This window comes from Nocardioides hwasunensis, from assembly GCF_014779665.1.
GTDB classification, from domain to species: domain Bacteria; phylum Actinomycetota; class Actinomycetes; order Propionibacteriales; family Nocardioidaceae; genus Nocardioides; species Nocardioides hwasunensis.
Genome location: NZ_JACXYY010000002.1, coordinates 257,395 through 283,592 on the forward strand (window position 1 = coordinate 257,395; position 26,198 = coordinate 283,592).

At 71.7% G+C, this 26,198-nt stretch carries 24 protein-coding genes; 15 read left to right on the forward strand and 9 right to left on the reverse strand.

Features of this window, described 5'->3' with window-relative positions:
• Positions 1-79: 79 nt before the first annotated feature.
• The 11 genes from IEZ25_RS22135 (at position 80) to rplQ (ending at position 15,148) form a co-directional block, all read left to right on the forward strand.
• Positions 80-6,343 (forward strand): Ig-like domain-containing protein, encoded by a 6,264-nt coding sequence (locus IEZ25_RS22135; RefSeq protein ID WP_191198358.1) that lies wholly within the window; start codon positions 80-82, stop codon positions 6,341-6,343.
• A gap of 49 nt (positions 6,344-6,392) precedes the next feature.
• Entirely contained in the window at positions 6,393-7,364 is a 972-nt protein-coding gene (locus IEZ25_RS05285; protein WP_191198359.1) for an AAA family ATPase, read from the forward strand.
• Between the two features lie 8 nt (positions 7,365-7,372).
• Positions 7,373-8,554 carry a DUF58 domain-containing protein gene (locus IEZ25_RS05290; RefSeq protein WP_191198360.1) on the forward strand — a complete coding sequence of 394 codons (1,182 nt, stop codon included), beginning with the start codon at positions 7,373-7,375 and terminating at the stop codon, positions 8,552-8,554.
• Positions 8,551-11,100, forward strand: coding sequence for a DUF3488 and transglutaminase-like domain-containing protein (locus tag IEZ25_RS05295; protein WP_191198361.1), 2,550 nt, complete (start codon positions 8,551-8,553; stop codon positions 11,098-11,100). Before IEZ25_RS05290 ends, IEZ25_RS05295 begins: the two co-directional genes overlap by 4 nt.
• 202 nt (positions 11,101-11,302) lie before the next feature.
• The gene (gene infA, locus IEZ25_RS05300; RefSeq protein ID WP_056599768.1) at positions 11,303-11,524 is read left to right on the forward strand and encodes a translation initiation factor IF-1; all 222 of its coding nucleotides are present in this window, start codon (positions 11,303-11,305) and stop codon (positions 11,522-11,524) included.
• A 31-nt stretch (positions 11,525-11,555) separates the two neighbouring features.
• On the forward strand, positions 11,556-11,669 hold the full coding sequence (gene rpmJ / locus IEZ25_RS05305; protein ID WP_004008316.1) for a 50S ribosomal protein L36: 114 nt from the start codon (positions 11,556-11,558) through the stop codon (positions 11,667-11,669).
• A 186-nt stretch (positions 11,670-11,855) separates the two neighbouring features.
• Positions 11,856-12,230: a 30S ribosomal protein S13 gene (gene rpsM / locus IEZ25_RS05310; protein WP_036490072.1), complete on the forward strand. Its 375-nt coding sequence runs from the start codon at positions 11,856-11,858 to the stop codon at positions 12,228-12,230.
• A gap of 67 nt (positions 12,231-12,297) precedes the next feature.
• Positions 12,298-12,693, forward strand: a complete 396-nt coding sequence (gene rpsK / locus IEZ25_RS05315) for a 30S ribosomal protein S11 (protein ID WP_010831742.1) — start codon at positions 12,298-12,300, stop codon at positions 12,691-12,693.
• 30 nt (positions 12,694-12,723) lie between these two features.
• Entirely contained in the window at positions 12,724-13,332 is a 609-nt protein-coding gene (gene rpsD / locus IEZ25_RS05320; RefSeq protein ID WP_191198362.1) for a 30S ribosomal protein S4, read from the forward strand.
• Between the two features lie 124 nt (positions 13,333-13,456).
• On the forward strand, positions 13,457-14,473 hold the full coding sequence (locus IEZ25_RS05325; protein WP_179619758.1) for a DNA-directed RNA polymerase subunit alpha: 1,017 nt from the start codon (positions 13,457-13,459) through the stop codon (positions 14,471-14,473).
• Between the two features lie 66 nt (positions 14,474-14,539).
• Complete coding sequence (gene rplQ, locus IEZ25_RS05330) at positions 14,540-15,148, forward strand: 50S ribosomal protein L17 (protein ID WP_191198363.1); 609 nt, start codon at positions 14,540-14,542, stop codon at positions 15,146-15,148.
• A gap of 65 nt (positions 15,149-15,213) precedes the next feature.
• Here the strand turns inward: rplQ and IEZ25_RS05335 are convergent, their stop codons facing one another.
• The 6 genes from IEZ25_RS05335 to IEZ25_RS05360 form a co-directional block, all read right to left on the reverse strand.
• Positions 15,214-16,173 carry a ketopantoate reductase family protein gene (locus IEZ25_RS05335; protein ID WP_191198364.1) on the reverse strand — a complete coding sequence of 320 codons (960 nt, stop codon included), beginning with the start codon at positions 16,171-16,173 and terminating at the stop codon, positions 15,214-15,216.
• Positions 16,174-16,193: 20 nt separating this feature from the next.
• Positions 16,194-16,793, reverse strand: a complete 600-nt coding sequence (locus IEZ25_RS05340) for a dihydrofolate reductase family protein (protein ID WP_191198365.1) — start codon at positions 16,791-16,793, stop codon at positions 16,194-16,196.
• Positions 16,790-17,368 (reverse strand): TIGR03086 family metal-binding protein, encoded by a 579-nt coding sequence (locus tag IEZ25_RS05345; protein WP_191198366.1) that lies wholly within the window; start codon positions 17,366-17,368, stop codon positions 16,790-16,792. Before IEZ25_RS05345 ends, IEZ25_RS05340 begins: the two co-directional genes overlap by 4 nt.
• Positions 17,368-17,877 carry an SRPBCC domain-containing protein gene (locus IEZ25_RS05350; RefSeq protein ID WP_191198367.1) on the reverse strand — a complete coding sequence of 170 codons (510 nt, stop codon included), beginning with the start codon at positions 17,875-17,877 and terminating at the stop codon, positions 17,368-17,370. The genes IEZ25_RS05345 and IEZ25_RS05350 overlap by 1 nt, the downstream gene beginning before the upstream one ends.
• The gene (locus IEZ25_RS05355) at positions 17,874-18,251 is read right to left on the reverse strand and encodes an ArsR/SmtB family transcription factor (RefSeq protein ID WP_191198368.1); all 378 of its coding nucleotides are present in this window, start codon (positions 18,249-18,251) and stop codon (positions 17,874-17,876) included. Before IEZ25_RS05355 ends, IEZ25_RS05350 begins: the two co-directional genes overlap by 4 nt.
• Positions 18,252-18,332: 81 nt before the next feature.
• The gene (locus IEZ25_RS05360) at positions 18,333-18,842 is read right to left on the reverse strand and encodes a hypothetical protein (RefSeq protein ID WP_191198369.1); all 510 of its coding nucleotides are present in this window, start codon (positions 18,840-18,842) and stop codon (positions 18,333-18,335) included.
• A 79-nt stretch (positions 18,843-18,921) separates the two neighbouring features.
• Here IEZ25_RS05360 and truA point away from each other — a divergent pair, with 79 nt between their 5' ends.
• Together truA and IEZ25_RS05370 are read left to right on the forward strand one after the other, a co-directional pair.
• Complete coding sequence (gene truA / locus IEZ25_RS05365; RefSeq protein ID WP_191198370.1) at positions 18,922-19,758, forward strand: tRNA pseudouridine(38-40) synthase TruA; 837 nt, start codon at positions 18,922-18,924, stop codon at positions 19,756-19,758.
• Positions 19,751-20,359, forward strand: coding sequence for a class I SAM-dependent methyltransferase (locus tag IEZ25_RS05370; protein WP_191198371.1), 609 nt, complete (start codon positions 19,751-19,753; stop codon positions 20,357-20,359). Before truA ends, IEZ25_RS05370 begins: the two co-directional genes overlap by 8 nt.
• A 5-nt stretch (positions 20,360-20,364) precedes the next feature.
• On the opposite strand, the gene IEZ25_RS05375 is transcribed toward IEZ25_RS05370, so the two are convergent.
• Both IEZ25_RS05375 and IEZ25_RS05380 read right to left on the reverse strand, forming a co-directional pair.
• Positions 20,365-21,096, reverse strand: a complete 732-nt coding sequence (locus IEZ25_RS05375) for a sortase domain-containing protein (protein ID WP_191198372.1) — start codon at positions 21,094-21,096, stop codon at positions 20,365-20,367.
• Positions 21,097-21,129: 33 nt separating this feature from the next.
• Complete coding sequence (locus tag IEZ25_RS05380) at positions 21,130-22,374, reverse strand: cytochrome P450 (protein ID WP_224748496.1); 1,245 nt, start codon at positions 22,372-22,374, stop codon at positions 21,130-21,132.
• Between the two features lie 99 nt (positions 22,375-22,473).
• On the opposite strand from IEZ25_RS05380, the gene mgrA reads away from it, so the two are divergent.
• Positions 22,474-23,508: an L-glyceraldehyde 3-phosphate reductase gene (gene mgrA, locus IEZ25_RS05385; protein ID WP_191198373.1), complete on the forward strand. Its 1,035-nt coding sequence runs from the start codon at positions 22,474-22,476 to the stop codon at positions 23,506-23,508.
• On the forward strand, positions 23,505-24,887 hold the full coding sequence (locus IEZ25_RS05390) for an FAD-dependent oxidoreductase (RefSeq protein WP_318152059.1): 1,383 nt from the start codon (positions 23,505-23,507) through the stop codon (positions 24,885-24,887). Before mgrA ends, IEZ25_RS05390 begins: the two co-directional genes overlap by 4 nt.
• Before the next feature lie 2 nt (positions 24,888-24,889).
• On the opposite strand, the gene IEZ25_RS05395 is transcribed toward IEZ25_RS05390, so the two are convergent.
• A complete protein-coding gene (locus IEZ25_RS05395; RefSeq protein ID WP_224748497.1) occupies positions 24,890-26,149 on the reverse strand; it encodes an Nramp family divalent metal transporter in 1,260 nt (419 codons plus the stop codon).
• Positions 26,150-26,198: the final 49 nt, after the last annotated feature.

The window sequence follows — 26,198 nt, forward strand, 5'->3', positions numbered from 1 at the left end:
CGGATCCCTCACCCCTACATACCCTCCTCTGGGTAGACAGCGGCGGGCGCGCGTCACCCGCAGGTCAAGGGGGAACGGCGTGGCACGAGCGACTGCTCTGCGACGACACCGGGCGGCGATCGCCTCAGGTGTCGTGCTCGCGCTCGCATCGGGGGCCGTGCTGACCTACGCCGTCACGGCGAGTGGCTACAAGAAGCACGAGGCGGAGCTCAACGACGGCGGCATCTGGGTCGTCAACGGGAAGAAGGGCTGGTCCGGCCGGCTCAACAAGCCCATCAACCAGCTCGACGGCGTGGTGCCCGGACAGGACGGCAAGGCCCGGCTCGACGTGGTCCAGGACGGGGCGTCCGTGGTGACCCTCGACCTCAACGCCAGCCGCGGGCAGTCCGTCGACGCCAGCCGTCTGGTCTCGCAGGACGGTGGCGCGGCCGCGGTCCCGGCCGACGGCGAGGTCCGCATGAGCGGCGGCACGCTGGCCAGCGTGGACGCCGAGACCGGCGAGGTCTGGGCGGTCCGCTACGACGACCAGCTCGGCAAGCCCGTGATGACTGCCGTGGACCGGCAGGCCGAGCCGCTCGTCGAGGCAGGCGAGGGTGCGGCCCTGGCCGTCAGCCAGGCCGGCACGGTCGTCGCGACGTCGTCTGCCGAGGGCACGGTCACGACCGTCCCCGCCACGGCGATCTCGTTCCGCGGGCCGGCGACGCAGGACCTCGGTGGGGACGCCGGCCAGGTCGACGCGGTCACCACCGTCGGCGAGCGCATCGTCGCCCTCGACACCGGCGCCGGTGCGCTGAGCGTCGTCGACGGTCCGACTGCCTCCGTGCCGAGCGACAGCGTGCTGCAGCAGTCCGGTCCCGACAGCGACGTCGTCCTCGTCGGCTCGCCCGAGGCCCTGCTCGCCGTCGACCTCACCTCCGGTGAGGTCACCACGGTCGCGGAGGGCGCCGGCACTCCCGTCGCACCCGTCCGGCTCGGTTCGTGCTCGTTCGGGGCGTGGTCCGGTGGAGTGGGCCAGCGGGCCGTGCAGTGCGGGACGCAGGAGGCGATCGTCTCCAACCTCGGCGGCGACGCGACGAGTCTGGCCTACCGGGTCAACCGCGGGCAGATCGTGCTCAACGACGCCAACAGCGGCGCGGTCTGGGACGTGGAGCAGGACAAGCCGATCCGGATCGACAACTGGCAGGCGTTCACCTCGAAGAAGAAGAACAACGACGAGGAGGACGAGAACGACAACCAGAGCGAGGCCGACCGGCGTCCGCCGGAGGCCCGTCCGGACTCCTACGGCGTCCGGGCCGGTCGCACCACGGTGCTGCACCCGCTCGACAACGACTCGGCCCCCGAGGGGCGGCTGCTCAGCATCGTCGACGTCGAGCAGCCCGGGGGTGGTGCCCGGGTGGAGATCAGCCCCGACGGTCAGACCCTGGTCCTCGAGATGCCCGAGGACGGGCGGCCGGCGAGCTTCGCCTACTACATCGACGACGGACGCGACGGTCTGTCGGCCAACGCCACGGTCGACGTACGCCTGCGTGACCCCGGTGCCAACGAGCCCCCGGACCTGCGCCAGGGCTACGAGCGGCCCACCTTCAAGGTCCCGGACGGAGGCTCGCTCGCCGTGCCGGTCCTCGCCGACTGGCGAGACGACAGTGACGGCGACACGCTCCTGCTCGACTCCGCCAGCGTGGTGGGCGGGGACGAGAGCGGGGCCTCGGCGCGGACGACCGCCGACGGCCGGATCCGCTTCACCGCCCCGACCGCGACCACCGACAGCCAGCAGACGGTGCGGGTCGACTACGCCGTGACCGACGGCAGGTCCGAGCCGGTGCGCAAGGCCATCAACTTCCAGGTCCAGGCCCCGAAGGACCAGAAGGCGTTCGCGCCGACCGCCGAGCCCGACGTCGTGCGCGGCGAGGTGGGCGAGCCGATCAAGATCCGTCCGCTCCTCAACGACCTGCCCGGGTCGGACCCAGGATCGCCCAACGCCGAGCTGAGCCTCGGCGGGAAGGTGCCGCAGCAGCCCAACGTCGAGGTGGTCACCGACCTCGACTCCGGCCAGCTGACGGTGACGGCCTCACGCGCCGGCACCTACTTCCTGAACTACGACGCCGCCTACGGCAACGCGCCGCTCGACGCAGGTGTCATCCGCGTCGACGTGAAGGCGCGGCCCAAGCGCGCCGCGGACCCCATCGCGATGCCCGACACCCTGACCCTCTACGGCCAGGCGCCCGGCATCGTCGACGTGCTGGCCAACGACCTCGATCCCGCGGGCGGGCTGCTGGTCGTGCAGCGAGCGGTGCCCGACAACCAGGACCAGCTCGACGTGGCGATCATCGACGGTCGCTGGCTCCGGGTCTCCTCGGTGCAGCCCACCATGGCGCCCACCACCCAGACCGTCGCCTACACCATCAGCAACGGCGCCAACTCGGGCGTGCGCGGCGAGGTCGTGGTCACCCAGCGTCCGGCGCCCGCGGACAACACCCCCATCACCGTGGCCGACAAGGCGGTCGTCCGGGCCGGGACCTCGGTCTCGGTGCCCGTGCTCGACAACGACGTGTCGCCCTCCGGGGACCGGCTGACCCTGCTCGGAGACCTCGCCGACACGCCTGCGCCGGGGCAGCTCCCGGTGGTCGCCCCGGTCGACTTCACCGGCGACGTCGGCAAGGCGTACGTCTCCGGGCGGGTCGTGCGCTACGTGGCTCCGCTGCAGATGGAGGAGCGTGACACCTTCGACGTCACCTACGTCGCGCAGAACCTGGACGGCGAGCGCGCCCCCGGCGTGCTGCGCGTCACGGTCGTGCCGCAGGACGACCCGAACGATCCCCCCGAGCCGCCGACCCTCGAGGGCCGCGTCGTCTCGGGCGACTCCGTCAAGGTGCGGGTGCCGGCTGTCGGTGTGGACCGCAACGGCGACCCGGTCACGGTCACGGGCATCACCTCGGCCCCGCGGTTGGGGCGCATCGTGAGCTACGGCGGGAACTTCCTCGAGTACCAGGCCTACCCGCGCACGGTCGGCACCGACGAGTTCACCTACTCGGTGGTCGACTCCCAGGGTGCCTTCGCCACCGGCACGGTCCGAGTGGCCGTGGTGGGTCCCGGCGAGCCACAGCCACCACTCGCCGTCGAGGACCGGCTCAGCATCGAGCCGGGTCGCACCGCGACCTTCGACCCGCTGGCCAACGACTTCATCGCCGCCGGCGACTCCGTGGAGCTCAAGCTGCTCGACCCGCCCGACGGAGTCACGCTGGACCCCGACACCAACCTCGTCACGGTGCCGGCGCCGGCCACGACCGAGGAGCCGCCGGTCGTGGTCGTCTACAGCGTCACCAACGGTCTCAGCGAGTCGCGCGCGACGATGACGTTGGAGACGCGCGAGGACTTCAACAACCCCCCCGTGGTCTACGACGCCTTCGGCAGCGCGGACGACAGCGGCAGCGTCGTGGTCGACGTGCTCGAGGGCGCCTACGACCCCGATGGCGACGCGGACGACATCCGGGTCACCTCCGTGTCCGGAGCCACCGTGGTCGGCAACGGCACCCAGGTGCGCGCCAACCGCACCGCGGCACCCCAGGTGCTGCCGTTCGAGGTGCGCGACGCCGACGGGGCGGTCGCCTCGGCCTCGGTCTACATCCCCCCGACGGGCAACGGGCTGCCCTACGTCGTCGACGGCGCGCTCATCGAGCTCGACTCCGGCGGAAGCGTGACCGGCAAGCTCTCCGACTACGTCGCCGCGCCCGACGGTGCCGACGTGCGGCTCGCGTCCGGACGCCGCTCGTGGTCGGCCTCCCCGTCCGCGCTGTCGGCCGGACCCGACGGCGACGCGGGCTTCTCCCTCAGCTCGTCCCCCGGGTTTCGCGGGGTCGGCGCCGTGCTGGTCGAGGTCACCACCGCCACCGACGACGCGGGCAACGAGGACACCTCGACGACCGCCGACGGGGCGACGGTCCTGCTGTCGATCCCCGTCCAGGTCGGCGACGACACGCCCTCCCTCGAGTGTCCGGCGACCATCGTGCCGATGTCGGCCGGCCAGGTCTACGACCTCGACATCGCCGCCTTCTGCAAGGTGTTCACCCTCGACCCCCGCGACGCCGCGGACCTCGACTACACCGCGGAGTGGAGTCAGTCCGTCGACGGGGTGAGCGTGGCTCGGCCGGCGGGCTCCGTCGCCCGGGTGACGGCCTCGGAGTCCGCCACCGAGGGCGGCGTGGCGGTGCTGACCGTCCGCGCCGGGGACAGCAACGCCCAGGAGGTGCGATTCCGCCTGGCCCAGGCGCCTCCGCCCCGGCTCCTCCCGATCCGCGTGGAGACGATGCAGGCCGGCCAGAGCCGCACCTACGACATCAGCAGCTACCTCAGGTCCAGCATCGCCGGTGCGACACCACGGATCGTCTCGGTCGAGAGCACCGGAAACCCCGCGGTGCGGGCCACGAGCGACGGCAGCCGGCTGACCCTGACCGCCACCGCGGACGCCCGCGGCGCCGACGCCAGCTTCCGCCTCGTCGTCAGCGACGTCTCGTCCTCCGACCCGCCGTCGTCTCGCCGCGCCGAGGGCCGGATCCAGTTCGAGGTCGTCGGCGTGCCCGATGCGCCGGGTGAGCCGCGCCCCTTCCCGCTCTCGGACGAGGTGGGCACGATCAAGATGTCCTGGGCGCCACCGAAGAACGACGGCGGAGCGCCGGTCCAGGGCTACGTCGTGCGCGAGGAGAGGACCGGCGCCACGCAGCGGTGCGACACGAACATCTGCGTGTTCCGCAAGCTCAAGACCGGTGGCAACTACACCTTCCGGGTCAAGGCGGTCAACCGCGTCGGTGAGAGCGGGTGGAGCGGACTGTCCCGCTCGGCGCGGGCCGACACCGCACCCGGTCGCGTCGGCGAGATCCGGATGAAGGACCGGGGCAACGGCACCATCACCATCGAGTGGACCAAGCCCACGACGGACACGTCCAAGATCCTCACCTACTACATCAGCTATCCCGGCCTGTCCGAGCCGGTGCCGGTGCCCGGCAACACGACCCAGTACACCGCGGGCGGACTCAACAACAACGAGCGCTACGTGTTCCAGATCCGCGCGGAGAACCAGGTCGGGCTCTCGCTCAACAAGTCCTCGGGCGAGATGCAGCCGCTCGGGACCCCGGTCCCGCCCCCCGCGCCGACCGTGGCCGACCTCGAGGCCGGCGCCAACCAGACCGCCATCCAGATCTCGTGGCAGGGAGTCCTTCCCGAGGGCCCCGGCCCCACGACGTACACCGTCACCTACAGCACCGCGACGTCCGCGCCGGCTGCGGTGCCGGGCTGCCAGCGGGTGGTCGCGCTGACGTGCACCCACGCGGGGGTGCCCTACGACGGGCAGGTCTACACCTACCGGGTGGTCGCGGCGAACTCACCGGTCGGGGAGCCCGGCAACCGCTCGGTGCCGAGCGAGCCCACCTCGATCGAGGCCGTCGGCCGCCCGGCGCAGTGGGGGGCGTTCTCCGCGGTGGCCACGGGAGCCAGCCAGGAGGTCCAGCTGCAGTACACCGTGCCGGACGCACGTGGCAGCACCAGCAAGGTCGACGTCCTGGTGAACGGTGCGGTCGCCAGGACCTTCGCTCAGCAGACCGGGCCCGTCACGGCGCGCGTCCCCGTGCCCAGCAACGAAGGGCCCTACCCGGTGCAGCTGCGGGTGTGCAACGAGAACGCGCCCGCGGGCTGCACGCTCAGCGGCACGGTGAACGTGCAGACCTACGGTCCGCTCGACAACATGCTCGACGACGTCGGCCCGGCCGTCGTCGACGGGAAGTCGGTGACCTGGACCATCAACGGATCGAACAACGGCAACCCCGCGGTGGTCGAGGTGCGGATCAACGGAGGGCCTGCCGAGGTGTTCCGTCCCGGCGGCCCGGGCCGCTTCTCCTTCCAGAAGACGGCGACAGCCGACAGGTACGGCTCCGACGTCAGCATCTCGGTCCGGCTCTACGACGACGACCCGGGCAACCGGGGCGAGGACCGGTCGTCTCGCACCGACAGGTCCGGTCCGCCACCGCCGCCGACGATCTCGATCTCCCGGGGGGCGAACTGCAACGACGGCGACGACGACGTGACGAACAACTGCTCGTTCCCGCCCGACACTCCGTGCGACGTCGTCACCTGCGCGTTCGCCAACGTCACCGTCACGTTCGCGGAGGGTGCGCCCGACGCGATCTGGAGGTGCCGCTTCGACAGGTACCGGACGCGCTCCGCCGAGGGTTCGGGGAGCGGGACGTCGAGCTCCCGGGCCTACTTCAACGCCTACGACCAGGTGGCGGGAACCTGCGAGTTCAGCTCGGGCTACGCCGACCAACGGTTCAACCAGACCTTTCCCGTCCCCTGACGGGGACAGCCCAGACCGCCCCCACCCCGTCCACGACACAGGAGCACCGTTGACCATCAGCCACGAACAGGCCGAGTGGTTCAAGTCCACCTTCGACCAGCTCACCGACAACATGGAGAAGGCCGTCCTCGGCAAGCGCCACGTGGTCCGGCTGGCGCTGACCTGCCTGCTCTCCGAGGGACACGTCCTGCTCGAGGACTTCCCCGGCACCGGCAAGACGATGCTCGCCCGTGCGCTCGCCAACACCGTGCAGGGCAGTCACGCGCGCATCCAGTTCACGCCCGACCTGCTGCCCTCGGACGTCACCGGCGTCACGGTCTACGACCAGCACAAGGGCACCTTCGAGTTCCACCCCGGCCCGATCTTCCACACCATCGTGCTCGCCGACGAGATCAACCGCGCTTCTCCCAAGACCCAGTCGGCGCTGCTCGAGGTGATGGAGGAGGGGCAGGTCACCGTCGACGGCGTCGCGCACCCGGTGGGCAAGCCCTTCCTCGTCATCGCGACCCAGAACCCGATCGAGCAGGCCGGCACCTACCGGCTGCCCGAGGCGCAGCTCGACCGCTTCCTGATGAAGACCTCGATCGGCTACCCCGACCGCCAGGCCACCGTCGAGCTCCTCAACAACGCCGCGGTCCGTGACCGCGCCGCCCTGGTCACCCCGGTCATCACGGCCGCCACCATCGCGCAGATGAGCGGTCTGGCCGACGAGGTCTACGTCGACCCCGCCGTCATCGGCTACGTCGCCGAGCTCGCCGAGGAGTCGCGTCGCCAGCCTCACGTCAAGCTGGGTCTCTCGGCGCGCGGCTGCCTGGCCTTCGTGCGTGTCGCCAAGACCTGGGCCGCTGCCGACGGCCGTGACCACGTCGTGCCCGACGACATCAAGGACCTCGCCGAGCCGGTCCTCTCCCACCGACTGCTCCTCGACGCCGAGGCCCAGTTCAGCGGCATCGACGTGCAGACCGTGATCTCCCGCCTGCTCGACGCCGTGGCGCCCCCGACCGATCGCGTGGGGGCCTGAAGCTCTCCATGAGGCAGCGGTTGAACGAGGCGCTCGAGGTCATCAAGCCGATCGGCTGGCTGGTCCTCATGCTCGGCCTGGGCGCGCTCCTGGTGGCCACCTTCGCGCACTGGCGCGAGCTGGCCGTCCTCGGCACGGCGTGCCTGGCACTGCTCGTCCTCGCCCTCCCGTTCCTCCTCGGCCGCACCCACGTGACGGTGGACCTGCGGCTCCAGCCCGAACGGGTCGCGGCGGGGGAGTCGGTCGCCGCCGGGGTCCTGGTGGTCAACCGGGCCTCGACGCGCCTGGTGCCGACCACGCTCGAGGTGCCGGTGGGATCCGCCATCCATCGCTACGGCATCGCCTCGCTGGCGACGGGTGCCGCGCACGAGGAGTCCTTCACGATCCGCACGGAGCGGCGTGGTGTGATCGCCGTGGGTCCTGCCATGACCCGGCGCGGCGACCCCGTCGGCCTGTTCTCCCGCGACGTGGTCTGGACCCCCGTGCGCGAGGTGCTGGTGCGACCGCCCCTGGTGCCGATGGAGTCGCTCGGTGCCGGCCTCCTGCGCGACCTGGAGGGCGTCTCGACCGATGCCGTCAGCCAGAGCGACCTGGCCTTCCACGCCCTGCGCGAGTACGTCCCGGGCGACGACCTGCGCCACATCCACTGGCGCTCCTCGGCCAAGGTGATGGCCTCGACGGGGGAGTCGGCCCTGCTGGTGCGCCAGTACCTCGACACCCGCCGCAGCCACGCGACGATCGTGGTCGACGACCGGGTCACCTCCTGGCCGGACCCCGAGGACTTCGAGACCGCGATGGCCGTGGCCGCCTCGATCGCCGTGCGGGCGGTCCTCGACGAGTTCGACGTCTCCTTCGTGTGCGGGCGCCACGCCTCCACCGGCTCGGACGGCTACCTCGCGCTCGATGCCGTGTGCCGGGCCGAGCTCGGTGACCGCGGTCTCGTCGAGTCGGGGCGCCAGGCCAGCATGATGGCGCCCGACACCAGCCTGGCCTTCTTCGTCGGCGGCAACGTCACCGAGTTCACCGACCTCCTGCGCGCCGCCGCGGCGTTCCCGCCGGAGGTGCGCCGCTTCGGCATCGTCGTCGACCCCGCGAGCAACAGCCGCGTCACCGAGACCGGCGGTCTGCCCGTGCTCCACCTCGGCGCCAAGGAAGACCTCGGCGGCCTGCTGCGCTGGAGCGTGCGATGACGGCGCGCCGCTCCAGCCAGGACTCGGTCCGGCGCCAGACCACCGGCACCCGCACCCGGGTCCGCGCGCACCCCCTCGTCCCGGACCGGGACTCGTGGATCGACATCGCCTTCACGCTGCTGCTCGTCGTGGTGGCCCTGACCGCACTCGGCACCTCCTTCACCGGCTCGTCCTACCTGGTCGTGGGGGTGCTCGGCGCGGTCATCGCCGTCGTCGTCACCCACCTGACCCGCGCGGCCGGGTGGCCGATCATCTCCGCGGTGGTCATCTGCCTGGTGCTGTTCTTCCTGCTCGGCGGTCCGCTGTGCCTGCGCTCGCTGGGCGACACGTCGGTGCTGCCGGGAGCCTCGACCCTGGGTCGCGTGGCCGACGAGGCGATCTTCGGGTGGAAGGACCTGCTCACCACCCTCCCGCCGATCGACGGCGACGGCCCGCTCCTCGTGCTGCCGTGGATGGCGGGGATGGTGGCCGGCCTGGTCGGCCTCGGCCTGGCCCAGCTCCCTGTCCGTCGCGCGTGGCTCGCCGCGCTGCTGCCCGTCCTCGGTCTGACCCTCGTGCTCTCGGGCGCGATCGTGGTCGGCGTGCGCCACCCGCAGTCGCTGCTGCTCCAGGGATCCGTCTTCGCCGGGCTGGCGCTGGCCTGGCTCGCGGTGCGCGCCCGCCGGGCCAGCGCCGACGTGCAGGGCGGCAGCGCGTCGTACGTCCGCGGTGTCGGTGCGGTCGTCATGCTCGCCGTCGCCGCCGGGATCGCCTTCCCCGCGAGCGCCTTCTTCGCCGGCGACGAGGGCGATCGGGCTGTGGCGCGCAACTGGATCGAGCCGCCCTTCGACATCGGCAAGTACCCCTCGCCGCTCGCGGGGTTCCGCCAGTACGTCGACCTCAAGGGCCGCACGGACCCGACCAACGTCTACGACAAGACGCTGTTCGACATCGAGGGCGTGGAGCCCGGCACGCTCGTGCGCTTCGCCACCATGGATCGCTACGACGGCATGGTCTGGGGAGCGACCGACGACGCACTCCCGGGGCCGGCCGACGACTCCTTCCAGCGTGTGTCGTCCACCATCGACAACCCGGTCGAGGGCGACGAGGTCGAGGTGACCATCACCCTCGACGAGGGCTACAAGGGCGTGTGGCTGCCGACCGTGGGCGCGTTGCAGTCGATGGACTTCCTGACCGGCGACGCCCGCGCCAAGGCCGAGATCTTCCGCTACAACCTCGCCACCTCGACCGCAGTCGTGCCGAGCGGGCTCCAGCGGGGCGACCGCTACACGTTCACGGCGATCGAGCCCGACGCCGAGCTCACTCCCGAGACCGTGGCCTCCGCCGACGTCACCGGGCTGCCGCCCACCGCGACCTTCATCCAGGGCCCGGCCGAGAAGTGGACCGAGGAGGCCGGACCGGACCCGATGGCCCGGGTGCTCGCAGCGGCCGCTCACCTCAAGCGCGAGGGCAAGTACTCCGACGGCATCGGTCGCACCGAGCGCATCTACGTCGCGGGACACAGCGCGTGGCGTCTCTCCGACGAGTTCGTCAACGCCCCCCAGATCGTCGGCAACGACGAGCAGTACGCCGCGACGATGGCCTTGATCGCCACCAGCATCGGCGTGCCGGCCCGGGTCGTGCTGGGTGCCACCGTCCCGGAGGGCGGTCGCGTCACCGGCAAGGACGTCTCGGCCTGGGTCGAGCTGCGCGCGGCCGACGGGTCGTGGCGCACGCTGCCGACCGACGCGTTCATGTCGACGACCCCGCCGGCCGACCAGATCCCCGAGACCAACACCCCGATGTCCGGCACCGTCATACCGCCGCCCAACCCGATCCCGCCGCCGTCCGACGCGGGGGAGCAGAGCGACGCCGACCTCAAGGAGCGACGCGCCACCCGCAAGAACGCCGACGAGGACGACGAGGGCCTGATCGTCGGCCTGCCCGCGTGGGTCGGCGTGGTCCTCACCTATGTCGGCGGGCCGCTGCTGCTGCTCGCCCTCCTGCTGGGGGCGATCGTCGGGCTCAAGGCCGTGCGCCGGCATCGTCGCCGCAGCGCGGACTCACCCTCGGCTCGCTTCGTCGGGGCGTGGCGCGAGCTCGTCGACCACGCCCGCGACCTGGGGCAGGTCGTGCCGCTCGGGCCGACGGTCACCCGCCGCGAGCAGTCGGTCGGCATCGTCTCCGGGGAGGCCGTCGCGCTGGCCCGACGGGCGGACAGCTTCGTCTTCGGCCCCAGCACGCCCGAGGTAGCCGCCGCCACGACGTACTGGGCCTCGGTCGATGCCGAGCGCCGCGCGATGTCGGCAGGCGTCGGACGCCGCCAGCGCCTGCTCGCCGCCATCAGCCTCCGCTCGCTGCTGCGCGGGTCTCCGCGGGCGGGACTGGCCGCCGCGACCGACGTCCCCGATGCGGCGCCTGCTTCGGCTGCCCCGTCACCGACGGCGACGGAGGCCGCCTCGGGAGGCGAGGTCGTCGAGGGTGGTCGACGCGCGGGGCCGCGAGCAGGACGGCTCGCGTCGCTGCGCAGGCGCGCTGATTGGCGTTCTCGTAGGACGCCTGACTAAACTGGTGCGTCGGCCCAACGTGGGCTGTGTTTCGTGGTGCCTCGCGGCTGCCCGGATCTCGTGTGTTCGTCCTCGACGACTGCGCGCGTGCCCGGGAATGGGGCTCCCGGAGCCGCCTCACGAGGTCCACCGGACACCTGTTCGCAGGAGCCGGGCGGTTCCCGGGCCACGGTAGACAACACTGCTACAGATTGTGGAGGACATGCCGAAGAAAGAAGGCGTGATCGAGATCGAGGGCACCGTCGTGGAGGCCCTTCCCAATGCCATGTTCCGGGTCGAGCTGGCCAACGGACACAAGGTGCTCGCCCACATCAGCGGCAAGATGCGCCAGCACTACATCCGGATCCTCCCCGAGGACCGGGTCGTGGTGGAGCTCTCGCCGTACGACCTCACGCGGGGTCGGATCGTCTACCGCTACAAGTAACCAGACAGCCGAGTAGCAAGGATTCGTTGACATGAAGGTCAACCCCAGCGTCAAGCCCATCTGTGACAAGTGCAAGGTCATCCGCCGTCACGGCCGGGTCATGGTCATCTGCGAGAACCCGCGCCACAAGCAGCGGCAGGGCTGATCGCCGCGGCCGGCCTCGCCGTCCGCGCCGATCAGGGCACGACCAGCAACACCACCACAACGTGATCGCTAGGCCAGGCACCGCCTGAGTCGAATCACCTCCGGAGCACCGGCCGGAGCCCACCCGAGGCGGGATGGGACGCGACACGAACCGAAACCGTTGCGAGAACAGAGAAGGAAACGCCACATGGCACGCCTCGTTGGTGTCGACCTCCCGCGCGACAAGCGCATCGAGATCGCACTCACCTACATCTACGGCATCGGCCGTACCCGCTCCCAGCAGCTGCTCGCTGCCACCGGGGTGGACCCCAACGCTCGGGTCCACACGCTCGGTGACGAGGAGCTGGTCAAGCTTCGCGACGAGATCGAAGCCAACTTCAAGATCGAGGGTGACCTCCGACGTGAGGTCCAGGCGGACATCCGCCGCAAGATCGAGATCGGCAGCTACCAGGGTCGCCGCCACCGCATGGGCCTTCCGGTCCGCGGCCAGCGCACCAAGACCAACGCGCGCACCCGCAAGGGCCCGAAGCGCACCGTCGCCGGCAAGAAGAAGGCGAAGTGATCGGCGCCCTGCGCTGATCGTCGTCGTCACCGAAGCTTCCAGACCAGACCTCATCAGGAGTTAATGCATGCCTCCCAAGAGCCGCGCGACCAAGGTCCGCCGCAAGGAGAAGAAGAACATCGCTCAGGGCGAAGCCCACATCAAGAGCACGTTCAACAACACCATCGTCACCATCACCGACCCGACCGGTGCGGTGATCTCGTGGGCCTCTGCCGGCACCGTCGGCTTCAAGGGCTCGCGCAAGTCCACCCCGTTCGCCGCGCAGATGGCTGCCGAGGCCGCCGGGCGTCGCGCCATGGACCACGGCATGAAGAAGATCGACGTCTTCGTCAAGGGCCCGGGCTCGGGTCGTGAGACCGCCATCCGTTCGCTGGGTGCCATCGGCCTCGAGGTCGGCACCATCCAGGACGTCACGCCCACCCCGCACAACGGATGCCGGCCGCCCAAGCGCCGTCGCGTCTGAGACCCGAGACTGAGAAAGAGAGACTGAAACATGGCCCGCTACACCGGTCCCATGACCCGCAAGTCGCGCCGTCTCGGTGTCGACCTCGTCGGCGGTGACGCTGCCTTCGAGAAGCGTCCCTACGCTCCCGGCCAGCACGGCCGCGGCCGCATCAAGGAGTCCGAGTACCTCCTGCAGCTGCGCGAGAAGCAGAAGGCTCGCTTCACCTACGGCGTGATGGAGAAGCAGTTCGTCCGCTACTACAAGGAGGCCAGCCGTCGCCAGGGCAAGACCGGCGACAACCTCCTGCAGCTGCTCGAGTGCCGCCTCGACAACGTGGTCTACCGCGCCGGCTTCGCCCGGACGCGCCGTCAGGCCCGCCAGCTCGTCGTGCACGGTCACTTCCTGGTCAACGGCAAGAAGGTCGACATCCCGTCCTTCCAGGTCACCGACCACGACATCGTCGACGTGCGCGAGAAGTCGCTCGAGCTGACCCCGCTGATCGTGGCTCGCGAGACCCACGGCGAGCGCGTCACCCCGGCGTGGATGGAGGTCATCCCGTCGCGGATGCGCGTCCTGATCCACCAGGTCCCGGTCCGCGCACAGATCGACGTGCCGGTCCAGGAGCAGCTCATCGTCGAGTACTACTCCAAGAAGTGACTCTCCGTCGGTGGCCGTCCGATCGCTCGGGCGGCCGCCGACGCCCCTCTTCCCTGTTTCTCCACCACTCCTCACCATGTTCGGATCCGTCAAATAGCGGGTGGATCCGGAAAGGAAGAACTCCGTGCTCATTGCTCAGCGCCCCACCCTCACGGAAGAGACCGTCGACGAGTTCCGCTCGCGGTTCGTCATCGAGCCCCTCGAGCCCGGCTTCGGCTACACGCTCGGCAACTCGCTGCGTCGCACGCTCCTCAGCTCGATCCCGGGTGCGTCCGTCACCAGCATCAAGGTCGACTCCGTCCTCCACGAGTTCTCGACCATCGAGGGCGTCACCGAGGACATGACCGAGATCATCCTCAACCTCAAGGGCATCGTCGTCTCCTCCGAGCACGACGAGCCTGTCGTGATGTACCTGCGCAAGTCCGGTGCCGGTGACGTCACCGCTGCCGACATCACCCCGCCCGCCGGCGTCGAGGTGCACAACCCCGACCTCAAGATCGCCACCCTGTCCGACAAGGGCAAGCTGGAGATGGAGCTCGTCGTCGAGCGTGGCCGCGGCTACGTCTCCTCGGTGCAGAACAAGGGCGCCGACAACGAGATCGGCCGCATGCCGGTCGACTCGATCTACAGCCCCGTGCTGAAGGTGACCTACAAGGTCGAGGCCACCCGTGTCGAGCAGCGCACCGACTTCGACAAGCTCGTCATCGACGTCGAGACCAAGCCCTCGATCCGTCCCCGCGACGCGATCGCCTCGGCCGGCAAGACGCTCGTCGAGCTCTTCGGCCTGGCCCGCGAGCTCAACGTCGAGGCCGAGGGCATCGACATCGGACCGTCGCCCGTCGACGAGCAGCTCGCCGCCGACCTCGCGCTGCCGGTCGAGGACCTGCAGCTCACGGTCCGCAGCTACAACTGCCTCAAGCGTGAGGGCATCCACACCGTGGGTGAGCTCATCTCCCGCTCGGAGCAGGACCTGCTCGACATCCGCAACTTCGGCGCCAAGTCCATCGACGAGGTGAAGGCCAAGCTCGTCGAGATGGGCCTCTCGCTCAAGGACAGCGCGCCCGGCTTCGACCCGCACGCCGCCCTCGCCGCCTACGGCGACGACGACGACGATGCGTTCATCGAGGACGAGCAGCTCTGACAAACCGACCGGCGCCCGCCGGTCGTCTACCCGGGTACCTGACACGGCCCGAGAGAAGGAAATGACATGCCCAAGCCCAAGAAGGGTCCCCGCCTCGGCGGAAGCCCGGCCCACCAGCGCCTGATGCTGTCGAACCTGGCGACCGCCCTGTTCGAGCACGGCCGGATCACGACCACCGAGACCCGCGCGCGCCTGCTGCGTCCGGTCGCGGAGAAGCTCATCACGAAGGCCAAGCGGGGCGACCTGCACAACCGTCGTGAGGTCCTCAAGACCGTCCGCGACAAGTCGGTCGTCCACACGCTGTTCACCGAGATCGCCCCGACCTTCGCGGAGCGTCCCGGCGGCTACACCCGCATCACCAAGATCGGCCCCCGCAAGGGCGACAACGCCCCCATGGCGGTCATCGAGCTGGTGACCGAGGCGTACAACCCGAAGGCTCCCTCGACCAAGAAGACCGAGGCTGCTGCCGCTCCCGCGCCGGCTGCCGAGGAGCCGGTCGAGGACACCACGGCCGAGACCGCCGCCGAGGAGCACGAGGCTGCCGCCGAGGAGCACGAGGCTGCGGCCGAGGAGCACGAGGCTGCGGCCGAGGAGCACGAGGCTGCCGCCGCCGAGCACGAGGCTGCTGCCGAGGCTGCCGAGGGCGAGTCCACCGAGGACGAGTCGAAGGCCTGATCCACGCGTCATCCCGAAGGCCCGTCACCCCGCTGGGGTGGCGGGCCTTCGCGCTGTCCGACGGCTCAGGGGAGCGAGCGGAGGACCCTGGCGGCGTCGAGGCTGCGGGGCGGGCCTCCGCTCGTCGCGAGGTGCCGCGTGGCAGCGACGACCGCCTCGTTGACCGGGGTCGGGACTCCGAGCAGCCGGCCCTGGAGGACCACCTCGCCGGCGAGGTAGTCGATCTCGGAGTCGCCGGTGCCCCGGCTGAGGCTCTGCCAGGTCGAGCCGCCTCCCCGCTCGATGTCGGATCGGCGCTGGAGGACGCTCCCGCGCCGGGCAGCGTCGTCCTCGGCGCTGACGACCGTGAGCCCGGCCGCGGCCAGCACGTGCTCGCCCTCGGCCGAGGCGCGCTCGGCGAGCTCGTCGGCGGCCGGGCCGCGGGCGAACGAGGCGTCCACGCCGTTGCCGAGGTTCATCACCAGCTTGCGCCGCTTGGCGGCCATGATGTCCTCACGTTCCACCGAGTCGATCCCCGCCGCACGAAGGTCCGCGGAGACGGCTGCGGTGGTGTCGTCGGTGCCGTGCGGGATCCGGCCGATGTCGAGGATCGCCGGCGTCGGGTGGCACGACGCCACGACGACCCCCGGCTCGAGGTGCGAGGCGGGCAGCATCACGCACATGGCGTAGGTCCGGGCGAAGAGCCGGAGGGTGCTCACCTCGGTGGCGATGCCGTTGGTGGCGCACACGACCGGGGTGTCCGCTGGGGCGTGGGCCCGGAGGTCGGCGAGTGCTGCCGCCGCCTGGTGGGACTTCACCGCGAGGAGCACCACCGTGTCGTCGGTCCACCCGATGTCGGCGGCGGAGTCGGTCGCCGGCGCGTCGACCCGGTGGCGGCCGTCGCCGGCATCGAGGGTCAGTCCGCGGGCTCGGATCGCGGCGAGGTGGTCCCCCCGGGCGACGAGCGTGACCGCGCTGCCCGCCAGGTGGAGGTGGCCCCCGATGACCCCGCCCACGGCGCCCGCGCCGTACACCACGTAGTCCATGGAGCCACTCTAGGAGCGGGTCAGTGGCGCACCCAGAACCGCAGGTGGAGGACCCGGTCGCCCTGGACGACGACGTGCGGGTCGTTGAGCAGGTGCCGTGCCTCGTTGGTCCCGAAGAAGCGCTTGCCGCGGCCGAGCACCACGGGGGCGACGTCCATGGCCACCTCGTCGACCAGCCCGAGCGCGAGCGCCTGCCCGCCGACGTCGCCCGCGGACACCGACACGGTGGCGTCGCCGGCCAGGCTGCGCGCGAGCTCGACGGCCGGACGCACACCGTCGACGAAGTGGTACGGCGCCTCGGGGTGCCAGCCGTCGGGCTTGCCGCGGTGGGAGACCACGACGACGTGCGCGCCCGTCGGCGGGTGCCCCTCCCACCCGTTGGTGATGTCGAAGAGACGACGCCCGATGACCATGCAGCCGATCCGGTCCCACGTCTCGCGGACGTGGTCGTAGGACGCTCGCGAGACGCGGAGGCCTCCGGGTGCGGGGTCCGCCATGTCCTGGGCGTCGAGGGGGCGGTCGCCGTTGAAGTACCAGTCGAAGAGCGGCCCGGGGTCGTCGTCGGGATCTGCGACGTAGCCGTCGAGCGAGACCACGTTGCTCAACACGACGGTGCTCATGACGGCGCCCCTGCCGTCGGTCGCCACCCGGGATCGCGGCCGACGAAGCCCATCAGCCGGTCGACGGCGGGTGCGTCGTCCGGCACCGCGACCGGCGGACCGTAGTGCCCGGAGTCGCGCAGCACCTGCTCGATGGGCTGCATGCCGGCCAGCATCGACGCGGCCTCGTCCTCGTCGAGCCGGGCATCCTGGCCGGTTGCCCGGGCGAGGTCCCAGGAGTGCATGAACACGTCGGCGGTGTAGAACCGGTCGACGGTGGTGTCGAGCTGTCCGGGCCCGACGTGCGGGTGGGTGAAGGGCTCGCCGCCACGCTCGTCAACGAGGGCCTGTACCGCGTCCGCGTGGTGCCGCCACGCGGTGGCGGGGTCCTCGGCGGCCGACGGGCCGGGCGGGAGGTCGACGCCGCCGGCGGACAGGAAACCGGTGGACCACGTGACGAGGTGGTCCACGACGTCGCGGGCGGTCCAGCCGTCCACGGGCGCCGGCGCGTCCCAGTCGGTGGTGCCGGCCACCAGCCGGGAGAGCTCCCCGGCCACCAGCTCGTGGCGGGCGGCCGGGGTGCGGGGGAGGGCCATCAGCGCGCGTCGCCGGCGAGGATCCGGTCGAGCTTGGCGTAGCCCTCGTGGATGCCGGTCTCCATGCCGCTGGCCAGCATCGCGTCGCGGCCCTCGAAGGAGTCGCAGAGCGAGAAGCCGTGGAGGCGCGTACGACCGTCGCCGAGGTCCTCGAAGGTGAGCGTCTCCAGCGCGATCGCCTCCGGCATGCCCTCCCAGGCGAAGGTCTGGACGATCTTGTCCTCGGTGACGAGCGGGAAGGTGCCGCGGAAGGCGTACTCCTCCTCGCCGCGGGTCGAGACGTAGCGGTAGGCGCCGTTGGTGCGGCACGACCACTCGTCGATGCGGGTGGTGAGCGAGTGCGGACCGATCCACTGGGCGAACAGGTCGGGGTCGGTGTGGGCCCGCACGAGCTGGGCGGGGGTGGCGTCGAAGTCGCGCCAGATGTGGACGGCGGGCACGTGCTCGTCTGCCAGGATCGCGGCCTCGGGGTAGCGGGTGGTGGTGTCCGGGCTCTGCGTGGTGGTCATGATGCGGTTCCTGTCTGCTGGTCGGTGGTGGTGCCGGTGTGGGTGGCGTCCTCGTCGTCCTGCATCCGCGCGAGCACGGCGTCGAGGCGCGCGTAGCGCTCCTCGGCCTGCCTGCGGTAGCGCTCGATCCACTTCGTCATCAGGTCGAACACCTCGGCTTCCAGGTGCACCGGTCGGCGCTGGGCCTCCCGGGTCCGGGTGACCAGCCCTGCGTCCTCGAGCACCTTCAGGTGCTTCGAGACGGCCTGGAGGCTCACGTCGTAGGGCGCGGCCAGGTCGTTCACCGTGTGGTCGGCCTCGGTGAGGCGCGCCACCATGTCGCGACGGGTGGGGTCGGCGAGCGCGGCGAAGACGCGGGAGAGCTGGTCGGTCACGGGGACACCTTCTTCAACTGATTGGTTGAATAGAAGGTAGATTGGCGACCGCTGCGTTGTCAACCATTTGGTTGACAATCCTCAGCGCGGGACGCGCACCGTCCGTGAGACCGCCTTGCCGCACTCCGCGACACCGGAGGCGTAGGTGGGGGTGACGAGGGCGTAGTAGCGGGCACCTCCCGGCACCGCGAACCTGCGCCTGCCCTCGTACGACGCGTCGGACGCGAGCAGCTTGTCGGTGCCGCCGCGCCGGTCGAGGAAGAGCTTGATGCGGGCACGAGCGGCGCAGGCGGTGACCGGTGAGGTCACCCGTGCCTCGAGGCGGCGCTTGCCAGCGAGCCACTTCAGCGAGACCTTGCGCCACGCGGTCGGGCACCCCGTCGCCGTGGCGGCCGCGACCGCGGGGCACCCGTCGAGCGAGTCGTCGAGGCCGTCCCCGTCGGTGTCCACGGCGGCGGCGGTGCGGGCTACGGCAGTCGTCGCCGCCTCCGCCGACGCGGCCCCGCCGGGTGCGAGGAGGGCGCCCGTGGCCACAAGGGCTAGGGCGAGGGGGAGGAGGAGGGCGCGGAGGAGCAGCGATGACCGAGACATGACCGCTCCAGCGTAGGCAAGGATCGCCGGGGACGCACCGCTTCGGGGGATCCCGTCCCGCGCACCTAGGATCGTCGGCGTGCGTCTGCGGATCGACTGTGCCTACGACGGCGCCGACTTCTCGGGCTGGGCCGCCCAGCCGTCGTTGCGCACCGTGCAGGGCACGCTCGAGGCCGCGCTGGCCACGGCGTTGCGGGTGTCCGGGGTCCGGGTGACCGTCGCCGGGCGCACCGATGCCGGCGTGCACGCTCGCGGCCAGGTCGCCCACGTCGACGTCGATGCCGAGGTCGTCGCCGCCTCCGCGGGCCGCTCCGCCGACCCGCCCCTGGACGCCCTGGCGCGCCGGGTCGACGGCATCCTCCCGCCCGACCTGCGGGTCCGCCGCGTCACGGAGGCGCCCGCGGGCTTCGACGCGCGGTTCTCGGCGATCTGGCGCCGCTACGCCTACCGGGTCGCCGACGCGCAGGAGCTCGCCGACCCGCTGGTGCGCGGGCACGTGCTGTCCTGGGGCCGTCGGCTCGACCTCGACGCGATGAACGCGGCCTCCGCGCCACTGGTGGGCCTGCAGGACTTCGCGGCCTTCTGCAAGCAGCGCGAGGGTGCGACCACGGTGCGTACGCTCCTCGACCTCGACTGGCACCGCGACGACGCCGGCCTGCTCGTGGGGTCGGTCCGGGCCGACGCGTTCTGCCACAACATGGTCCGCGCGCTCGTCGGCAGCCTGATCGCCGTCGGCGAGGGCCGGCGGCCGGCCACCTGGCCCGCCGAGGTGATGGCCGGGCGTCGCCGCGACGCCGGCGTGCGCGTCGTACAGGCCCACGGCCTCACGCTGGAGGAGGTCGGCTACCCCGACGACGACGAGCTCGCGGCGCAGGCCGACCGGGCCAGAGCCAAGCGAGAGGCGATCGATGTCTGACCAGCCCACGGAGCACTACTTCTCCGCCGACCCGAGCGTGCCGTTCGAGCGGGAGAGCTTCACCGTCGAGCTGTGGGGGAGCGAGCTGACCCTCGAGACCGGCTCCGGTGTCTTCAGCCGCGGCCACCTCGACCACGCCACGGCGGTGCTCTTCAGGGAGCTCGAGCCGCCGGCGCAGGGCCAGGTCCTCGACCTCGGCTGCGGCTACGGCGTGATCGGTCTCGCCATCGCGCGGGCGGTGCCCCTCGCCAACGTCACCGGCGTCGACGTCAACGAGCGCGCGCTGCTCCTGGCCAACGACAACGCCCGCGCCGCCGGGCTCGCCCCGCGGTTCGTCGCGTGCCTGCCCGAGCAGGTGCCCGGCAACCAGGTGTTCGACGAGATCTGGTCCAACCCGCCGATCCGCATCGGCAAGGAGGCGCTCCACGAGCTGCTGCTCACCTGGCTGCCGCGCCTCGCGCCGGGCGGTCGGATGGTCATGGTGGTCGGCAAGTTCCTCGGCGCCGACTCGCTCCAGCGCTGGCTCGGTGAGGAGGGCTGGCCCACCGTGCGGCTGGCCAGCCACAAGGGCTTCCGGGTCCTGGAGACCCGCCGGGCGTAGGCGCGTCAGGCCGGGCGCGTGGCGACGAGCACGCCGATCTTGTCGATCCGGTGCTCGGGGTTGTCGAACTCGTCGGACCAGTAGTTGCCGTTGGCGTGGTCCTCGAGGGTCGCGCAGGTCGAGAGCGTGATCATCGGCTGCGTGGCGTCGACGCCGGGCCGACCGGGCACCTCGGCGCGCTGCGCGCGGAGCGAGGCCGGCTGCCGGAAGGACGTCCAGCGGGTGCGGCGCACCTCGTAGACGAAGACGGTGTCGCCGGTGCGCACCCGGATCCGGTCGCCCGCGACCAGCGACGGCGAGTCGCGCAGGGGTGCGGTGCCGGTGAGCCGGTGGCCGGTGACGATGAAGTTGCCGACCTCGCCGGGCCCGGTGCCGCCGCGCGGGCCGCGGGGCGAGGCCATCTCCCCGGCGTTCTGCAGGGCGGTGCCGGGGGCGTCGTCGGGGGAGCCGCGGTAGCGGACCACGGGGAAGTCCCGCAGGCCGATCGCGGGGATGGTGACGAAGGACCGCTTCGGCTCGGGGCGCTCGGGCTCCGGTGCGGGCTCGGTGGTGGGGCTGGTTGTCGGGCTCGGCGTCGGCGCGGTCGTCGTACGCGGCTCGCCGGGGCTCGAGGTCGGCGCGGAGGTCGGTGCGGACGACGGGGCGGTCCGGCCGTCGCGTCGCGGGTCCTCGGCGGTGCAGGCGGTGGCGACCGCGGCCAGCGCCGCGGCGAGCACGACGACGGACCGGCCTGCCACGTCGTCCACCGTACGCAGCGGGTCCCAGCAGCCTCAGCCCAGGCGGACGGGCAGGCTCTCCACGCCGTGGACGATGGCGAGCTCGGTGAAGCGCAGGTCGGCCGGGTCGCACGCCAGCGAGAGGTCCGGGAACCGGCGGGCGAGGGCGACCAGGGCGGTGCGCAGCTCCATCCGGGCCAGCTCGGCGCCGACGCAGCGGTGGAGGCCGTGGCCGAAGGCGAGGGTCCCGGCGGTCTCGGTCATCGGGTCGAAGCGCGAGGCCTCCTCGTGGCGGGCCGGGTCGCGCTCGGCGCCGGTCAGCGACACCACGAGGACGTCGCCCTTGCGGACGGTGCGCTCGCCCACGCGCACCTCGTGGCGCGCGATGCGTGGGAAGGCGACCTGCACGGGGCACACGAAGCGCAGCAGCTCCTCCACCACGAGGTCGACGTCGGCCGGGTCGCCGTGCTGGAGCATCTTCCAGGCCTGCGGGTGCTGCAGGAGCACCCAGGTGCCGAGGGAGAGCATGCTGGCGCTGGTCTCGTAGCCGCCGAGGAAGACGCCGTCGGCGAGCCCGCCGAGCTCGACGTCGTCGAAGGAGTCGGCGTGGTCGGCGACCATCCGGGAGACGATCCCGTCGGGCAGGTGCGGCTCGGCGCGCTCGGTGGCGACCAGGTCGATGAGGAACTGGCGGGTGCCGGCTGCGGTGTCGAAGATGCCGGCCCCGGCGTCGCGCAGGTCGAAGCGGGCCGCTCCCTGCTGACGGAAGGTCGCACGGTCGACCTCGGGCATGCCGAGGAGGTCACAGATCACGCCGAAGGGGACGGCGAACCCGAAGCGCTCGACGAGGTCGACCTCGGGCCCGTGGGCGGCCATGTCGTCGAGCGCCGCCTCGACCACCCGGTCGATGTCGTCCTGCAGCTCGGCGAGGCGCCGACGGGTGAAGTAGGGCGTGAGCACGCCGCGCAGCCGGCCGTGGTCGGGCTGGTCGGTCATCCCGAGCCCACCGATCCGCTCCGCCGGTGTGCGGCCCTGACGGCCGATGAGCCCCCGCACGTCGTTGGCGAACGCCTCGGAGTCGGCGAGCACGGACCGGGCGACGTCGTACCCCGTGACCAGCCACACCCGGGTGCCGAGCAACCGGCCCAGCTGCACCACGTCGCCGTCCCGGCGGCTCTCGTCGAGGCGGGCGACGGGATCGACCCCGTCGCGCTGCAACGGGTAGCGGATGCTCGCCGGGACCCGACGGGCCGACTTGAGCGCCACACGGAGTGCGGCGCTGCGCAAGGAGACTGCCATGGCCCTAGTCAACAACGCCGCGGGCCCGATCCACCATCAGGCATGACCCCGGGCACGTCTCGGGGAGACCCCCGACACAGGAGCGGGCAGGATGGGGACATGGTCTACGAAGCAGCTCCCGACAGGTACGACGACTCGACCGGCATGCACTACCGGCCCACCGGGAGGAGCGGCCTCAAGCTCCCGGCGCTCTCGCTCGGCCTCTGGCAGAACTTCGGTACCGACCGCCCCGAGGAGACGCAGCGGGCGATCCTGCGCCGCGCGTTCGACCGGGGGGTGACCCACTTCGACCTGGCCAACAACTACGGACCGCCCTACGGCCGCGCCGAGGAGAGCTTCGGGCGCTACCTCAAGGACGACTTCAAGCCGCACCGCGACGAGCTGATCATCTCGACCAAGGCCGGTTGGGACATGTGGCCGGGACCCTACGGGCAGGGCGGCGGCTCGCGGAAGTACGTCCTGGCCTCGCTGGACCAGTCGCTGGAGCGGCTCGGCCTCGACTACGTCGACATCTTCTACAGCCACCGCTTCGACCCGGAGACGCCGGTGGAGGAGACGATGATGGCGCTCGACGCGGCGGTCCGGTCCGGACGTGCGCTCTACGTCGGCATCTCGTCGTACTCCGCGGCGAAGACCAAGGAGGCGGCCGACATCGCCCGCGACCTCGGCACGCCGCTCCTCATCCACCAGCCGTCGTACTCGATGCTCAACCGCTGGATCGAGGGTGGGCTGCTCGACGAGCTCGAGGCGCAGGGCATGGGCTGCATCGTCTTCTCCGCGCTCGCGCAGGGGCTGCTGACCGACCGCTACCTCGACGGCGTGCCGGAGGACTCGCGGGCCGCCCGTGAGGACTCGACGATGACGGGGCTCGACGAGGAGACGCTCGAGCGGGTGCGCAACCTCGACCGGATCGCGCAGGAGCGCGGCCAGAAGCTCGCCCAGCTCGCCCTGCAGTGGGTGCTGCGCGACGAGCGGGTGACTAGTGCGGTCATCGGCGCCTCCAGCGTCGAGCAGCTCGACACCAACCTCGACGCGCTCGACGGCCCGCCGCTGAGCGGCGTCGACCGTGCCCAGATCGACCGCTACGCCGTCGAGTCGGGCATCAACCTCTGGGCGAAGCAGACCGAGGAGTGAGCGAACCGGGGCCGGTGCAGCGGGTGGTCGTCGTCGGGGCCGACGCGGCCGGGATGTCGGCCGCCCACCAGGCGCTGCGCACCGCGAGGCACGGGGGTCGCGAGCTGGCGATCACCGTGCTCGACCGGGGCACGCACACGTCGTACAGCGCCTGTGGGATCCCCTACTGGATGGCGGGCGACGTCGGGAGCGGCGAGGACCTCGTCGCCCGGACGGCCGAGGAGCACCGCGAGGCCGGCATCGACCTGCGGCTCGGGGTCGAGGCGGTCTCGGTCGACCTGGCCGCCCGGACCGTCACGACGGCCGACGGCGAGACGCTGTCCTACGACGACCTGGTCGTCGCCACCGGCGCCCCGGCCGTGATGCCCGACTGGGCGCTGCGCGCGGACGGGACGGCCTACGACGGCGTCGGCGTGGTCAAGACCCTGGACGACGGCGCCGCCTGGATCGAGCGCTTCGCCGCGGCCGGTGACGGCGCGCGCGTGGTGGTTGTGGGGGCGGGCTACGTCGGGGTGGAGGTGGCCGAGACGGCCCTCGAGCGCGGCTTCGAGGTCACCGTGCTGACGCGCGGGCGCGGCATGTCGATCCTCGAGGAGGAGATGTCGGACCGGGTCAACGCCGGACTGGTCGCGGCCGGCGTGGAGGTGGTGCTCGGGGCCGAGGTGAGCGGACTCGACGTCGTCGGCGACCGGGTGGCCGGGGTGCACTGGGACGGCGGCAGCCGCGCGGCCGACCTGGTCGTGGTCGCGATCGGCGTACGCCCTGCGACCGGGCTCCTGGCAGGTTCGGGCCTCGAGATGGCCGCCAACGGGGCGCTGCGGCCGGACCGCCACGGGCGGGTGGCCGAGCGTGTCTGGTCCGCGGGCGACTGCTGCGAGGTACGTCGTCGCGTCGACGACGCGTGGGTGTTCCGCCCCCTGGGCACCCACGCCGCCAAGCACGGCCGGGCGCTGGGCGACAGCCTCGCCGGCGGTGACCTGGCCTTCGACGGCATGGTCGACACCGCGATCACCCGCTTCGCCCACGGCGAGGTGTACCTGGAGATCGCCCGCACCGGGCTCTCGCGCGCCGAGGCGGAGGCGGCCGGTCACGACCCGGTCGCACTGGTCACGGAGGGCACCACCGCCACCGGCTACATGCCCGAGGCCGAGCCGATCGCCATCTGGGTGATGGCCGACCGCACCACCCGGCGTCTGCTCGGCGTCCAGGTCGTCGGTGGGCACGGCGCGGGCAAGCGCGTCGACACCGCCGCGGCGGTGCTGTGGGCGGGCGGCAGCGTCGACGACCTGGCGTGGATGGACCTCGCCTACGCGCCGCCCTTCGCGACGACCTGGGAGGTGCTGCAGGTCGCGGCGCGGCGGGTGGCGGAGCGGATCTAGGGTCAGGCCCCGCGGACGGCCTTCTGCACCTCGTTGACGCAGAGGGCGATGAAGGCGAGCGCGCAGAGCGCCATCAGCACGTTGGAGTGCAGCTTGTTGCGCCACTCGGCGGGCGTGCGGTCGGTGTTGAGCAGCCACAGCAGGGTGATCGCGAGGAAGGGCATGAAGAACGCGCCGAGCACGCCGTAGGCCAGGATCAGCCAGACGGGCTTGCCGAGGAACATCATCACCATCGGCGGGAAGGTCAGCCAGAGGATGTAGGCCTTGTACCACTTGCCGCCGGCGCGGGCGTCGGTGTCCTCGCTGGTCCCGCCCCGCACGTTGGTCATGAAGTCGGCGAACATCAGGCTGACGCCGTTCCACACGCCGACCAGCGACGACATCGCGGCGGCCCAGAAGCCGACCAGGAAGACCTTGCCGGCCCACTGGCCGTAGCGGTCCTGCAGGACCACGGCGAGGTCCACGAGTCCCTGGTCGCCGTTCTCGATGGCGACGCTGGTCGAGTAGAGCAGCTCGGCGCCGACGATCAGGGTGGCGAGCACGAAGATGCCGGTGACGACGTAGGCGATGCTGTTGTCGAGGCGCATGACGCGCATGTAGGTCGGTGTCGACCAGCCCTTCTCGCGCAGCCAGTAGCCGTACGCCGCGAGGGTGATCGTGCCGCCGACGCCGCCGGCCAGCGCGAGGGTGTTGACCAGGCCGCCGTCGGGGATGCGGGGAGCCAGACCGGTGAGCAGCTCGCCGAGGTTGGGCAGGGTGAGCAGCGCGGCGCCGACCATCGTCACGAACATGACGCCGACGAAGGCGGCGAGCACCTTCTCGAAGACGCTGTAGCGCCCGCTCCACACGAGTGCCAGTCCGAGCAGCCCGGACAGGATGCCCCACCACGTCACCGACAGGACGCCGGTGAGGCCGGCGAGCGCGAGGCCGGTGCCGGCCATCGCGGCGGCGCCGTAGACGAATCCCCAGACGACGATGTAGGGCCCGAAGTACCACGTCGTCCACGGCCCGAGCGAGCGCCAGCCCTCGAAGATCGTGCGTCCGGTGGCCAGCGAGTAGCGGCCCGCGCCCTCGACGAGGACGATCTTCATCACACAGCCGACGACGACGCACCACAGCAGCGTGTAGCCGAACTTCTGCCCGGCGATGAGCGTGGCGACCAGGTCGGCCGCCCCCACCCCCGTGGCGGCCACCACCAGCCCGGGGCCGACGATCTTCCACTTCGTCGCGGGTGCCTGGTCTGCCGAGGTCGTCGAGGACATGCCCGTCACCCTAACCATGGTCTAGACCGCATATCCATGCGACGACTCA